The 12,655-nt window shown below is 70.1% G+C and carries 11 protein-coding genes and 1 pseudogene; 8 read left to right on the top strand and 4 right to left on the bottom strand.

The features are described from left to right. The 3 genes and pseudogenes from OQF71_RS11050 to OQF71_RS11040 all read left to right on the top strand — a co-directional run. A pseudogene (locus tag OQF71_RS11050) lies at positions 1 to 513 on the top strand (hypothetical protein); the annotation flags it as partial. A 123-nt stretch (positions 514 to 636) separates the two neighbouring features. Then, the gene (locus tag OQF71_RS11045; protein WP_280587734.1) at positions 637 to 2,541 is read left to right on the top strand and encodes an ABC transporter substrate-binding protein; all 1,905 of its coding nucleotides are present in this window, start codon (positions 637 to 639) and stop codon (positions 2,539 to 2,541) included. Next, positions 2,538 to 3,383: a phosphatase PAP2 family protein gene (locus OQF71_RS11040; RefSeq protein WP_280587733.1), complete on the top strand. Its 846-nt coding sequence runs from the start codon at positions 2,538 to 2,540 to the stop codon at positions 3,381 to 3,383. The genes OQF71_RS11045 and OQF71_RS11040 overlap by 4 nt, the downstream gene beginning before the upstream one ends. A gap of 1 nt (position 3,384) precedes the next feature. Here the strand turns inward: OQF71_RS11040 and OQF71_RS11035 are convergent, their stop codons facing one another. After that, the gene (locus OQF71_RS11035) at positions 3,385 to 4,044 is read right to left on the bottom strand and encodes a DsbA family oxidoreductase (protein ID WP_280587732.1); all 660 of its coding nucleotides are present in this window, start codon (positions 4,042 to 4,044) and stop codon (positions 3,385 to 3,387) included. An 85-nt stretch (positions 4,045 to 4,129) separates the two neighbouring features. Between OQF71_RS11035 and OQF71_RS11030 the strand changes: the two genes are divergently transcribed. Further along, on the top strand, positions 4,130 to 4,999 hold the full coding sequence (locus OQF71_RS11030; RefSeq protein WP_280587731.1) for a bifunctional hydroxymethylpyrimidine kinase/phosphomethylpyrimidine kinase: 870 nt from the start codon (positions 4,130 to 4,132) through the stop codon (positions 4,997 to 4,999). A 58-nt stretch (positions 5,000 to 5,057) separates the two neighbouring features. On the opposite strand, the gene OQF71_RS11025 is transcribed toward OQF71_RS11030, so the two are convergent. Beyond that, entirely contained in the window at positions 5,058 to 5,855 is a 798-nt protein-coding gene (locus OQF71_RS11025; protein WP_280587729.1) for a ZIP family metal transporter, read from the bottom strand. Between the two features lie 204 nt (positions 5,856 to 6,059). Beyond that, positions 6,060 to 6,941, bottom strand: coding sequence for a methyl-accepting chemotaxis protein (locus OQF71_RS11020; RefSeq protein WP_303655243.1), 882 nt, complete (start codon positions 6,939 to 6,941; stop codon positions 6,060 to 6,062). 218 nt (positions 6,942 to 7,159) lie between these two features. Here OQF71_RS11020 and OQF71_RS11015 point away from each other — a divergent pair, with 218 nt between their 5' ends. The 4 genes from OQF71_RS11015 (at position 7,160) to azf (ending at position 11,922) form a co-directional block, all read left to right on the top strand. Continuing rightward, the gene (locus OQF71_RS11015; protein ID WP_280587727.1) at positions 7,160 to 7,573 is read left to right on the top strand and encodes a hypothetical protein; all 414 of its coding nucleotides are present in this window, start codon (positions 7,160 to 7,162) and stop codon (positions 7,571 to 7,573) included. 119 nt (positions 7,574 to 7,692) lie between these two features. After that, complete coding sequence (mutS, locus tag OQF71_RS11010) at positions 7,693 to 10,530, top strand: DNA mismatch repair protein MutS (protein WP_280587726.1); 2,838 nt, start codon at positions 7,693 to 7,695, stop codon at positions 10,528 to 10,530. Between the two features lie 86 nt (positions 10,531 to 10,616). After that, positions 10,617 to 10,967, top strand: a complete 351-nt coding sequence (gene sepF, locus OQF71_RS11005; RefSeq protein WP_280587724.1) for a cell division protein SepF — start codon at positions 10,617 to 10,619, stop codon at positions 10,965 to 10,967. Positions 10,968 to 11,037: 70 nt separating this feature from the next. Beyond that, positions 11,038 to 11,922 carry an NAD-dependent glucose-6-phosphate dehydrogenase Azf gene (azf, locus tag OQF71_RS11000; protein WP_280587722.1) on the top strand — a complete coding sequence of 295 codons (885 nt, stop codon included), beginning with the start codon at positions 11,038 to 11,040 and terminating at the stop codon, positions 11,920 to 11,922. A gap of 9 nt (positions 11,923 to 11,931) precedes the next feature. Here azf and OQF71_RS10995 read toward each other — a convergent pair whose 3' ends face one another. Next, a complete protein-coding gene (locus tag OQF71_RS10995; RefSeq protein ID WP_280587720.1) occupies positions 11,932 to 12,618 on the bottom strand; it encodes a DUF309 domain-containing protein in 687 nt (228 codons plus the stop codon). Positions 12,619 to 12,655: the final 37 nt, after the last annotated feature.

The raw sequence follows: 12,655 nt of genomic DNA, 5'->3' as shown, positions 1-12,655 counted from the left end.
CGGGCGCCGCGCGCGTCCGCCGCCGGGCGCCTGCGCCGACGGCGGACCCGGGCAGCGGCCGTCGACCTCGCGCGGCGGAGCCGCCGGGAGGCGGTGAGACACGCCGACGCCGCGCTGCTCGGGGTCACGCTCGCGGCCGTCGTCGTCGGCGTCCGGGCCGCCGGGGTCGCCCTGGAGCTCGCGTACCCGAGCCTCCCGCCGAAGGCGATCGCCGGGCCGCTGTACCTCGTCCTCGCCGTCGGCCTCCCGGCCCTCGTCGTCGCGCGGTCGCGCGAGTGCGACCCGGCGGCGGCCGCCCTCGCCGTCGCCGTCGGGCTCGGAGCGGGGTTCGTGGTCGACTTCGCCGCGCTCGGCGTCGCGGTGCCGCCCGCCCTCCTCGTCCACCGGATCGCGCTGCTCGCGGCGCTCGGCGCGGTCGCCATCGGGCGCGCGGCGGCCGACCGCCCCGTGCTCGCCGCGGGGGTCCTCGCGTGGGCGATCGGACTGGCGCTCCCGCTCGCGGACGTGATCTGAGGCCGGAGCGCGGCGATCGGACCGAGCACGGGGGCGCAGTGGAAGCCTCCGGAGCGCTCGGCAGGTCCCCGACGGCGACACCACAGAAGAGATATACGCCGCCGCCGAAACAGGAACGAACGAATGAACGGGCACGTCAGCCGGCGGCAGGCGCTCGCGGGGATCGGTCTGGGAGCCCTGAGCGCCGGCTGCCTCGGTCGGACCCGCAACATCGCGGGGCGCGACAGGGCCGAGCAGCTCACGCTACAGATCGACGCCGCGCCGGCCGACAGAGACCCGAACGCGATCCGGATCGCCAGACACCTCGCCGAGAACCTGAACGCGGTGGGAGTCGACGCCCGGATCAACACCCTGCGGCGGACCGATCTCTGGCGGAAAGTGTTGATAAATCAGAACTTCGACATCTACGTCGGCCAGTTCCTCGAGTCGGAGCCGTTCGATCCCGACGCGATGTACGCGTTCACTCACTCGCAGTTCGTCGCCGAGGCGGGGCGACAGAACCCGTTCGGCTTCACCGACGTCAACGGTGTGGACGAGCGGCTCGAACGCCAGCGACGGGTCGAAGGGGAGGAGCGACGCGACGCCGTGGCCGAGCTTCAGCGATCGCTGTGCGAGCTACAGCCGTTCACCGTCGTCGCGTTCCCCGACCCGCTCACCGCGGTCCGCGAGGAGCGGTTCAAGGGGTGGACGAACCGGCGGCCGCTGTCGGTCGGTGCCCTACTGGGCTTGGAGCACGCGGGAGCGGCGGAGGAGACGGGGTCGACCGACGAGACGGGATCGACGAACGGGATGGCGGGCGACGGCGACGCCGGAGCCGACGAGAACGCCACGGCCGACGCGGCGGTCGCCGACGGCGACGCCGCCCTCCGGCTCGTCACGACCGACGACCAGATCACGGTGAACTGGAACCCGATCGCGGCCGAGTACCGGCGCGAGGGGACGTTCACGGCGCTGTTGTACGACCAGCTCGCCCTAGCGGACGGCGGGGAGGTCGTCCCCTGGCTCGCCTCGGACTGGGAACGGGTCGACGCGGAGACGCTCGCGGTCGACCTCCGAGACGCCCGGTGGCACGACGGCGAGCCGGTGACCGCGGACGACGTGGCGTTCACTTACGAGTTCCTCCGCGACACCTCGATGGGAGCGCTCGAGACGCCGGTGCCGACCCCGCGGTTCCGCGGTCGGAGCTCGGTCGTTCGGGACGCGACGGTCGTCGCGGACGGCCGGGTCGAGCTCGCGATCGGCGACGTGAACGACGCGGTCGCGGTCCGGGCGCTACGGGTGCCGATCCTGCCCGAGCACGTCTGGTCGGAGCGGACCGACGTCGCGACGATCGCCGGCTTCGAGTTCGACGTGGAGACGACCGAGGCGGTGGTGTCGAACAACGAGGACCCGGTCGGCAGCGGTCCGATACGGTTCGTCGAGGCGACGGCCGAGGAGTCGGTCGTCTTCGAGCGCAACCCGGACCACTTCCTCGCCCGCGCTGACGCTCCGGACGGGGAGACCGACCCCGCGGCGGAAATTCCGGAGCGGTTCCGCGGGAAGCCGGCCTTCGACCGGCTGCGGATCGAGGTATCGCCCTCGGACATCGCCGCGGTGTCGTCGGTCGGCGACGGGCTCGCGGACGCGACCGTCTCGAACCTCGGCCCGGACGCGGTCCCCCGGATCGGTCGAGAGGCGGATGCGCGGCTCGTGACCGGGCGCTCTGGCGGCTTCTATCACGTCGGGTACAACACGCGGCGAGCGCCCCTGTCGAACCCGCGCTTCCGGGGTGTGCTCGCGTCGCTGATCGACAAGGAGTCCCTGGTCGACGAGGCGTTCGACGGGTACGCCGAGCCGGCGGCGTCGCCGCTGGCGGCCTCGCCGGAGTGGGTGCCGACCGATCTGACGTGGGACGACCCGGAGGCGGACCCGGTCTACCCGTTCGTCGGTGGGTCAGGGACGCTCGACGTCGAGCGCGCGAAGGACCTGCTCCGGGAGGCGGGGTATCGCTTCGACGGCGAGGAGCGCCTGCTGTCGCGGGGGGTATGAACCCCTTTCTGTCGGTCGTCGGCTCACTCGTGCTGTGGGTGGGCGGGGGGCTGCTCGTCGCCGGGGCGACGATCGTCGGACCGCGCCGGCTCTCCCGACTCCGAACCGAGCTCGTGCCGCGGCTGTGGAGCGTCCGGCGCGCGCTCGCCGGGCTGGGCGCGGTACTGCTCGTGAGTGCGATCGGACGCAGTTCGCTTCAGACGGTCTCGGAGCTGTTCGGGGTTCAGCTGACGGGGTTGATCTACGCGGTCGAGGGGAACTTCGTCGCGTGGGTGCAGGCGACGTTCGTCGTTCCGGAGCTGACGATGTACTTCGCCGGGATATACGTGTACGGCTACGTGTTCCTGTTGGCCTTCCCGTTCGTCGCCTATCTCGTACTCCCGAACGTAACGACGCTGAACCGGCTTCTCGTCGCGTACGGACTCAACTACTCGATCGGTCTCGCGGTCTACACGGTCGTGTTCGCGCACGGCCCTCGAAACGTCATGCCCGACACCGTGACGTCGCTGCTTTTCACGTACAATCCCGACATCATGGCGCTGACGAGCGAGGTGAACGAGGCCGCGAACGTCTTCCCGTCGCTCCACACGTCGCTGTCGGTGACCGTCGCGACCTTCGCGGTGTTGACTCGCGGGGAGTACCCGCGGTGGACGCCGGTCGCGCTGTGGCTCGCGACGTCGGTGGTGCTCGCGACGATGTACCTCGGGATCCACTGGCTCACCGACGTGATCGGCGGAATCGCGCTCGCGCTCGGCTCCGTCTACCTCTCGTACCGGATCGTCGACGACGACGAAAAGACCGACAGCGAGGCCCGCGGCGACCCCACCGCCGCCGGCGCCTGAGTTAGGCGCCCTCGACGAGTCGTTCGAGCTGTTCCGGCGGCACGGCGCCGCGGGCGGCGTGGCCGTCGAACGCGAACGTCGGCACGCCGGTGATCCCCCGCTGTCTCGCCGCGTCGAACAGCTCCGTCACGCGCTCGCGGAGGTCCTCGTCGCCGAGCGCGGCGTCGACGACGTCGGCGTCGAGCCCCTCGACGTCACTCGCGAGATCGACGAGAACATCGCGGTCGCCGATGTCGCGGCCGTCCCGCCACAGCGCCGCGAACACCGCGTCGTCGAAGGCGGGCCACGCCTCGGGAGCGGTCTCTTTCACGCGGACGGAGACGAGCTGGGCGGGCAGCGAGTCGACGTCGGTCGCGATCTCCTGTGCCAGGTCGACGCCGTACTGCTCCTGGAGCCGGCGGACGTTCTCGCGGGCCTGCGCGTAGTAGTCGTCGCCCTTCCCGTCGTCGACCTCGTGGTCGATCGTGCCGTCGGGGTTGCGCTTGCCGGCGCGGAGGTCGAACGGGTGCCAGTCGACCGCGAGCGGCTCGTCGCGCGTCTCTCGGTACTCGGCGAGGGACTGCCGGCCGAGGTAGCAGAACGGACAGACGTAATCGGAGTAGACGGTGATCGACTCGGTCGCGTCGCCCCCGGTCGGTGAGGGGTTATCGGCGTTTGACATGCCCCCGGTTCGACGGGGAGCGGCAAAGGGCGTTCGGCGGCGGCGATCGTCACGATTTAGTACAACTAAGTGGTACCACCAAAGTATGCCACACGAGCGCGACCCCGTTACCCCGACCGTCGCGCTGACGATCGCCGGCAGCGACGCGGGGGGCGGTGCCGGAATTCAGGCGGACCTGAAGGCGATGACGGCCCACGGCGTCTTCGGCACCGCGGTCGTGACGGCCGCGACGGCGCAGAACACGCGCGGCGTCGAGGACGTCCACGCGGTTCCGGCGGACCACGTGGTGAGCCAGTACGACGCCGTGATCGAGGACTTCGACGTCGGCGCGGTCAAGACGGGAATGCTGGCCACGGCGGAGATCGTCGAGACCGCGGCCGGGCTGCTCGCCCGCTGCTCTGCTCCGGTCGTCGTCGACCCCGTGATGGTCGCGGCGACCGGCGATCGACTGCTCTCGCCCGCCGCCGAGGACGCCTACGAGGAGGTGATCGAGCGGGCGGCGCTCGTCACTCCCAACGCCGACGAGGCGGCGGTGCTGGTCGACGAACCGATCGAGACGCCGGCGGACGCCGAGGCGGCCGGGCGCGAGCTCGTCGCCCGCGGCGCCGGCGCGGCCCTCGTAAAGGGCGGTCACCTCGACGAGGACGGCGAGGCGGTCGTGGACACGCTCGTGATCGGGGAGGTGAACGAGGGCGGAGCGAAGCAGACCGGAGGGGACCGAAGCGACGACCAGACCGTCGTCCGCTTCGAGAATCCCCGCGTGGCGACCGACGCGACGCACGGCTCCGGCTGCGCGTTATCGAGCGCGATCGCGGCGCGACTGGCGCGCGGCGGTCCCCTCCGCGAGGCGGTCGCTGCTGCGGTCGAGGACATGGGACCCGCGATCCGTCGCGGCTACGACGTGGGCGACGGGCCGGGCGCGGTGAATCCGACGACGTTCGACGGCGACCGGTGAGCGAGGCGACGGGCCCGCGACCGGTGAGTCGACCCGCGCGCGCCGCGGTCGCCGGTGGTCACAGGAACGCGAGGGGGAGCATCAGGGCGACGCCGAGCGCGAGTCCGACCGCGAGCACGGGCTTCCCGCCGCGAGGGAGGTTGGCGCCGGTGTCGAGCGCCTCCGGGATGAACTCCGTGGCGACGAGGTAGATCATCGCGCCGGCGGCGAAGCCGAAGCCGTACGGGAGGAACTCCCGGGCGTACCGCACGAAGGCGAAGGCGAGGACCGCGCCGATCGGCTGCGGGAGGCTGGAGAACACCGCCCACCAGACCATCTTCCACTTCGAGACGCCCATCGCCCGCAGCGGGATCGAGATAGCGGTCCCCTCAGGGACGTTGTGGATCGAGATCGCGATCGTCATGAAGGCCGCGAGCAGCGGGACGGTGAAGCCGAGGATCTCGGTCCCGCCCGCCAGCCCGAGGTCCGCGAACGAGACGCCGACGGCGACCCCCTCGGGGAAGCTGTGGACGGTCAGCACGCCGAGGATCAACACGAGCTTCGTGAAGTCCGCCTCCTCGTACTCCCGCGGGTCGATCTCGGCGTCCAACAGCACCTCGTGCGCGACGACGACGAGGACGACGCCCGCGGCCAAACCGATCCCGATCTCGACCGGCGTCCCCTCGGCGAGCCCTTCCTGCACGAGCCCGAACAGCGACGCCGAGAGCATGATTCCGGAGGAGAAGCCCCACAGCGCCACGTTGCCGCGGTCGCTGATCGAATCGAAGAAGAAGAACGGTAACGCGCCGATTCCGGTGGCGAGCGCCGTGATGAGCCCGGCGACGAAGACGAACGCGAACGCGTCGAGCGCGACCATCGGTCACTCGACGATTCGACGACCCCACTTATAACTACGACGGGTGAGACTGGAGCGTGAGAACGCATCGACGGATCCGGGTCAGCGTCGTTGACAGACCCGATTCGGCAGAGGCCCGAGTCAGTTCGTACGATCCCGCGGGCGCGAGAGCAGACTCACCTCACGCCGTTGGTCGGCGAGTTGCGGGGGACACCGTCTTGTCGATCACTCGACGAGCTCGTCCAGCTCCTGGATCTTCTCGGTCTGCTCCTCGTTTGCCGCCAAGATCCGCTCCGCTTCGGTCGCGACGTCGTCCGCGATGTCGGCCGCCGAGTCGACCATGGCCGACACCTCCTCGGTCGAGGCGGCCTGTTGGTCGGTAGCGTCGGCCACTTCGCCGATCCCCTCCGCCGCCTCGGTGACGGCCTCGTCGATGTCGTGGAGCACGTCGACCGTCTCGTCGACGCGGTCGATCCCGACCCGAATCTCCTCGCTCGCGGTGCCGATCCGCTCGGTCGTCTCCTGGCTGTCGGACTTGATCTCGTTGACCAACGTCTCGATGTCCTCGGCGTTCCGCTGTGACTGCTCCGCGAGATTCTTCACCTCCTCCGCGACCACGGCGAAGCCGTCTCCGGATTCGCCCGCCCGGGCCGCCTCGATGGAGGCGTTCAACGCGAGCATGTTCGTCTGGTCGGCGATGTTATCTATCACGTCGACGATCTCGTCGATCCGCCCGATCCGGTTTTCGAGCCGTCCCACGGCCTCCGAAACCTCGTCGTTCGCCGACTCGACGTTCTCCATGGCGTCGATAGCGTTCTCGGCGACCGCACAGCCCTCGTCGGCCAGTTCCCGCGCGTCGTCGCTCACCGTCTCGACCTGATCCGCGCTCGCGGCGATCTCTTCGACCGTCGCCGAAAGGTTGGACACCTCGTCCGAGATCTTCCGCATGGAGTCCGACTGCTCGTCGGTCAGCTCGGTCACCTCGTTGGATCCCTTCGAGACGATCTGCGAGATCCGGAGCAGCTGTTTCACTATTTCGTCTATCTCCGCCACGGCTTCTGATCCGACGGACGCGTCTCCTTCGGATCCTTCAGAGCGGGTCGCCATATCAGACTCTTCTGCAGACGATGAATTAAGCTGACGGTGAAGATACCAATAGCAATAATTTGACGGGACCGAAGAGAAGATGCGACGGCGCCACTCGAACGGAGAACTACCTGCTGCGCGAAATTAACGGTGACAGACGCGCACTCTTGACTTCTGTAGATATCATACATGAGAATCTCCCCAGTGTGTTTATACAGTAGTGTGGGAATTTTGCAGACATGGCGCAAACGATGACAGTGCTCGAAGACGAGGACGCATACACGATCGAATGGGACGAGGATCTCGACGTTCCGGTGTTCACGTGGGACGAGTACGCCGCGGGCGAGACGTTCCGGAAGGTCGCCAAGAAGTGGGAGGCAGTGATGGAACAGCGCGGTGCCGAGAAGTACATCGTGAACACCGAGTCCGTGACCGCACACGAGGACGAAGACAAGCGGTGGCTCGCCGAGACGTGGGTTCCGGACCTCATCGACATCGGGGTCCGACGCGGAGCGGGCGTGTACGCCGATTCGGCCATCGCCAGCATGGAGATGGAGGAGGTCGAAGAGTCGATGAGCGCGGTCCACCCGGACTACGAGTTCCGCGTGTTCGCGAGCGACGAGGAGGCGAAGGCGTGGCTGCGCGACCAGTGAAGCGGAGCGACGACTGACGCGTAACGGGCCTTTTTCGATGCCGATCGCGTCGACAGCCCCGCCGCCGTCCGGCCCCGGACCCGCAGGGTTTTAGCCGCCCACGGCGGGAGTACAGACGTATGCCAACGGGGATCGTCGGGGAGTTCCTCGATCTCAAGTCGGAGACGGACGCGGACGTGCTCGCGATGCAGTGCGGCGACTTCTACGAGTTCTTCGCGGACGACGCGGAACTGGTCGCCGACGAGCTCGACCTGACGGTCTCACAGAAGTCCTCGCACGGCTCGTCGTACCCGATGGCCGGCGTCCCGCTCTCGGAGCTGACCCCCTACGCGAAGGCGCTCGTCGAGCGGGGCTACCGGGTCGCCGTCGCCGACCAGTACGAGACGGACGACGGCCACGCCCGCGAGATCACCCGCGTCGTCACGCCCGGCACCCTGCTGGAGACGACCGACGACGACGCGCGGTACCTCGCGGCGGTCGTCCGCGAGGGCGACGGGCGGGGCGCCGGTGCCTCGGCGACCGGCGGCGCAGCGGCGACCGCGGACGACGACGCGGGCGGCCCCTACGGCCTCGCGCTCGCCGATGTGACGACGGGACGGTTCCTCGTCACCGAGGTCGGCGACGAGAGCGACCTCCGGGCGGAGCTGTACCGGTTCGACCCCGCGGAGGTGCTCCCGGGTCCCCGCGTCCGCAACGACGACCAATTGCTCGGCGCGGTCCGGGAAGACCTCTCGGGGTCGGTCTCCGTCTTCGACGCGGAGGCGTTCGCGCCGGGACGAGCCAAACACGCGGTCCGCGAGCAGTTCGGGCGAGAGACCGCCGACAGCGTCGGCATCGACTCCGACGTGGCGCTGCGCGCGGCCGGCGCAGTGCTCGGCTACGTCGAGGAGACGGGGGCGGGCGTGCTCGCGTCGATCACCCGGCTCACCGCGTACGGCGACGGCGAGCACGTCGACATCGACGCGACGACGCAGCGCAACCTCGAGCTCACCGAGACGATGCGCGGGGAAGGCGAAGGGTCGCTGTTCGAGACGGTCGACCACACCGTCACCGCCGCCGGCGGCCGACTGCTCCGCGAGTGGCTCACGCGACCGCGGCGGGACCGGGCGCGCCTCGGCCGGCGGCTCGACGCGGTCGAGGCGCTGGCGGCGGCGGCGCTCGCGCGCGACCGCCTCCGCGAGACGCTGGAGGAGGCGTACGACCTCGAACGGCTGGCCGCGCGGGCGACGAGCGGGAGCGCGGGCGCACGCGAACTCCTCGCGGTGCGCGACACCCTCGCGCTGGTGCCGGCGATGCTCGACGCGGTCGAGGAGACCGCGCTCTCGGAGTCACCGGTTGCGGAGGTGCTGGAGAGCCTCGACCGGGAGCGCGCCCGCGCCCTTCACGGCGAGCTCGCCGACGCGCTCGCGGAGGACCCGCCGAAGACGAAGACGCAGGGCGGGCTGCTCAGGAAGGGGTACGACGACGAGCTCGACGACCTGATCGCGAGCCACGAGGAGGCGAACGAGTGGCTCGACACGCTCGCGGAACGGGAGAAGCGGCGGCACGGCCTCAGCCACGTCACGGTCGACCGCAACAAGACGGACGGGTACTACATCCAAGTCGGCAAGTCGGTCGCCGACCGAGTGCCCGAGCACTACCGCGAGATCAAGACGCTGAAGAACTCCAAGCGGTTCGTCACCGACGAGCTGGCGGAGCGGGAGCGGGAGGTCCTCCGGCTGGAGGAGGCCCGCGGCGAACTGGAGTACGAGCTGTTCGAGGAGCTCCGCCAGCGGGCCGCCGACGACGCCGAACTGCTGCAGGACGTCGGGCGAGTCGTCGCCGAGGTCGACGCGCTCGCGTCGCTGGCGACCCACGCCGCCGGCAACGACTGGACGCGCCCCGATCTGATCGACGAGCGCCGGCTCGACGTGGAGGCGGGGCGACACCCCGTCGTCGAGCGAACGACCGACTTCGTGCCGAACGACCTCCGGCTCGACGAGGAGCGCGGCTTCCTGATCGTCACCGGCCCGAACATGAGCGGGAAGTCGACGTACATGCGGCAGGCCGCGCTCATTCAGCTGCTCGCGCAGGCGGGCTCGTTCGTCCCCGCGCGGGCGGCCACCGTCGGGCTCGTCGACGGCATCTACACCCGCGTCGGCGCCCTCGACGAGCTCGCGCAGGGGCGCTCGACGTTCATGGTCGAGATGCAGGAGCTGTCGAACATCCTCCACTCGGCGACCGCGGACTCGCTGGTCATCCTCGACGAAGTCGGCCGCGGCACCGCCACCTACGACGGCATCTCCATCGCGTGGGCCGCGACCGAGTACCTCCACAACGAGGTGCGCGCGCGGACTCTCTTCGCCACGCACTACCACGAGCTGACGACGCTGGCGGACCACCTCCCCCGGGTCGCCAACGTCCACGTCGCCGTCGACGAGCGCGACGGCGAGGTGACGTTCCTCCGGACCGTCCGCGACGGGCCGACGAACCGGTCGTACGGGGTCCACGTCGCCGACCTCGCCGGCGTGCCGGCGCCCGTCGTCTCCCGTGCCGACGAGGTGCTCGACCGGCTCCGCGAGGAGAAGGCCATCGAGGCGAAAGGCTCACAGAGGAGCGGTAGAGAGAGCGGTGCGGCCGGAAGCGCCGGAAGCGGCGGCGAAACGAAACAGGTCGTCTTCGATCTCTCGTCCGGGTCGTTCGCGGGCGGCGGCGCCGAACCGGTCGAGCCGGACGACCCCGGGACCGATGGGGACCGAAACGGAACGGGCCCGGAGTCGGCGTCGCCCGGCGCCGGGGGGACCGTCGAACCCACCGATCCCACCGAGTCCGCGGAAACTGCCGAAGCCGACCGGTTCGACTCCGAGACCCGCGCCGTCGTCGAGGAGCTGAGCGACGTTGACGTCGCGGCGACCGCGCCGGTGGAACTGCTCTCGCGAGTGCAGGAGTGGCAGGAGCGACTCGACCGGGACCGCTGACGAGCGGCGTCACGAGGGCCGCTGACGACCGGCGCGGGAGAGCGTCTGACGTAAGAACTAATGTCCGACCTCGATGTGTGGTGTGTATGGGCATCATGAGCAAGATCCTCGGCGGGGGCGGCAACCGCTCCGTCGACGACTACGTCGAGCTCGACCTCGACGACTTCGCCGAGGCGCACGCGGACACGGGAATGCAGGTACACATCGCGGAGATCGGCGACCAGAGCGACGTCATCCCGATCAAAGACGCCGTCTACGACGGCGATTTCGTCATCGGCGACATCACCCGTCACTCGACGTCCGACCGCACGATCGAACACATTATTGACGAGCTGCGGCAGGTCGCACAGGAGGTCGACGGCGACATCGTCCAGAAGGGCGACGACCAGATCGTCGTCGCACCGACGGGCGTCTCGATCTCCCGCGAGAAGCTGTAAGTAGGTCCGGCCCGCCGCGTCGCGGCCGAACCGTGTATTATATGCCCGTCTCCCGCCCACGTACGACCGAATGGACGAGCCGGTCCTGCTGACGGGCGCCGGCGGACGGGTGGGCCAGGCCATCCTCCGCGGCATCGGCGACGACTACGAGTGGCGGCTCCTCGACAGGGAGCCGCTCCCGGCGGCGAAGGTTCCAGACGGGGTCACCGACGCCGACCGGTACGTCGCTGACATCACCGACGAGCGGGCGGTCCGGGAGGCGATGGAGGGCGTCGGCGCCGTGATCCACCTCGCCGGCGACCCGCGGAAGACGGCGCCGTGGGACTCCGTGCTCCGCAACAACATCGACGGGACGCAGGTCGTGATGCGCGCGGCCGTCGACACCGGCGTCGAGCGGTTCGCGTTCGCCTCCTCGAACCACGCCGTCGGCGGCTACGAGACCGAGGAGCGAACTCCGGACCTGTATCGGACCGACGACGACTACCGGCTGGACGGCACCGAGCTTCCCCGACCCGGGAACCTGTACGGCGTCTCGAAGGCGACCGGCGAGGCGCTCGGGCGCTTCTACCACGACGAGCATGGGATGAGCGTCGTCTGCGTCCGCATCGGGAACCTCACGAAGGACCACCCGCCGCGGGAGTACGAGCGCGGGCAGGCGATGTGGCTCTCGCATCGCGACTGCGCGCACCTGTTCGACCGGTGTCTACAGGCCGACTACGGCTACGAGATCGTCTACGGCATCTCGGACAACGATCGGCGCTATTACTCGATCGAGCGCGCCCGCGAGGCGCTCGGCTACGACCCCGACGACGACTCCGCGGAGTACACCTTCGAGGGCGAACCGAAAGACGGGGGGACGGCTGGCGACGAGAGGACCGATCCCACCGTCGCCGAGACGCCATCCGACGAACCGAACTTCCCGTCTGACCCCGACACGCCGACCGACGGCGCCTGACGGGAGAAGTTAAAAGAGGTTGCCGACGTCGCGTCGCTTCCGCTCCGCCAGTTCCACGTGATCACCGAGCCGCGCGGCCACCTGCGGGCGGGCGTCGGGCTCGCGGAGGAACGCGAAGAGGAGCTCCGCGAACCGCGTCCGGCCGGTACCGCGCTCCTCGCGCGCCAGCGCTGCGGCGGCCTCGAACGTCGCCTCGTCCCCGTGGTCGACCGCTTCTGCGAGAGCGGGCGCCGCGAGCAGCGCGGCCGCGAGGTCCAGGTCCGCGAACCCCGGCGCCGCGTCCCCGACCCGGATCGGCGGCGGCTCGCTGCGCTCGACCGTCTCCGGATCGGTCGCGAGCCGTCGGCACCACTCCCGGACGGTCGCGACGTCGACGCCGCGGGTTCCGCCGTCGTCGCCGCGGGCCGCCTCCGCGTCGAGTCCGTCGAGGTACCGGACCGCGTTGGCGGCGCACCCGGTCGCGCCGGACCAGTTCCGCTCGCTCGCGTGGTGAGTGGCCGCCGCGGCCGCGATCAGCCCGTGGAGCAGGCGCTCGTCGTCGCCCTCGTCGAGGGGAAGCCACGCCGCTTCCCACGGCTCGTGGGCCGCGAGCGTGTGCCCCTCGTTAAATAGGGCGGCGCCGGCGGCGACGGCGGCGGAGACCGACGGTGGGTCGTCGGCCGCGCCGTCGCCGGCGCCGGGGGTTCGGTCGCTCATGTGCGAGTGTAGACCGCGGGGGCGGAAAAGCGGCGAG

It is taken from the genome of Halorubrum sp. Boch-26 (genome assembly GCF_029889805.1).
GTDB lineage: Archaea > Halobacteriota > Halobacteria > Halobacteriales > Haloferacaceae > Halorubrum.
Note: the sequence above shows the minus strand (reverse complement) of the source record. Positions and strands in the feature narration are given on the sequence as shown.

What these genes read in the sequence shown, in the direction of transcription:
- OQF71_RS11045 (WP_280587734.1), top strand. Translation starts at nt 637, where the DNA reads ATGAACGGGCACGTCAGCCGGCGGCAGGCGCTCGCGGGGATCGGTCTG.
- OQF71_RS11040 (WP_280587733.1), top strand. Translation starts at nt 2,538, where the DNA reads ATGAACCCCTTTCTGTCGGTCGTCGGCTCACTCGTGCTGTGGGTGGGC.
- OQF71_RS11035 (WP_280587732.1), bottom strand. Translation starts at nt 4,044, where the DNA reads ATGTCAAACGCCGATAACCCCTCACCGACCGGGGGCGACGCGACCGAG.
- OQF71_RS11030 (WP_280587731.1), top strand. Translation starts at nt 4,130, where the DNA reads ATGCCACACGAGCGCGACCCCGTTACCCCGACCGTCGCGCTGACGATC.
- OQF71_RS11025 (WP_280587729.1), bottom strand. Translation starts at nt 5,855, where the DNA reads ATGGTCGCGCTCGACGCGTTCGCGTTCGTCTTCGTCGCCGGGCTCATC.
- OQF71_RS11020 (WP_303655243.1), bottom strand. Translation starts at nt 6,941, where the DNA reads ATGGCGACCCGCTCTGAAGGATCCGAAGGAGACGCGTCCGTCGGATCA.
- OQF71_RS11015 (WP_280587727.1), top strand. Translation starts at nt 7,160, where the DNA reads ATGGCGCAAACGATGACAGTGCTCGAAGACGAGGACGCATACACGATC.
- mutS (WP_280587726.1), top strand. Translation starts at nt 7,693, where the DNA reads ATGCCAACGGGGATCGTCGGGGAGTTCCTCGATCTCAAGTCGGAGACG.
- sepF (WP_280587724.1), top strand. Translation starts at nt 10,617, where the DNA reads ATGGGCATCATGAGCAAGATCCTCGGCGGGGGCGGCAACCGCTCCGTC.
- azf (WP_280587722.1), top strand. Translation starts at nt 11,038, where the DNA reads ATGGACGAGCCGGTCCTGCTGACGGGCGCCGGCGGACGGGTGGGCCAG.
- OQF71_RS10995 (WP_280587720.1), bottom strand. Translation starts at nt 12,618, where the DNA reads ATGAGCGACCGAACCCCCGGCGCCGGCGACGGCGCGGCCGACGACCCA.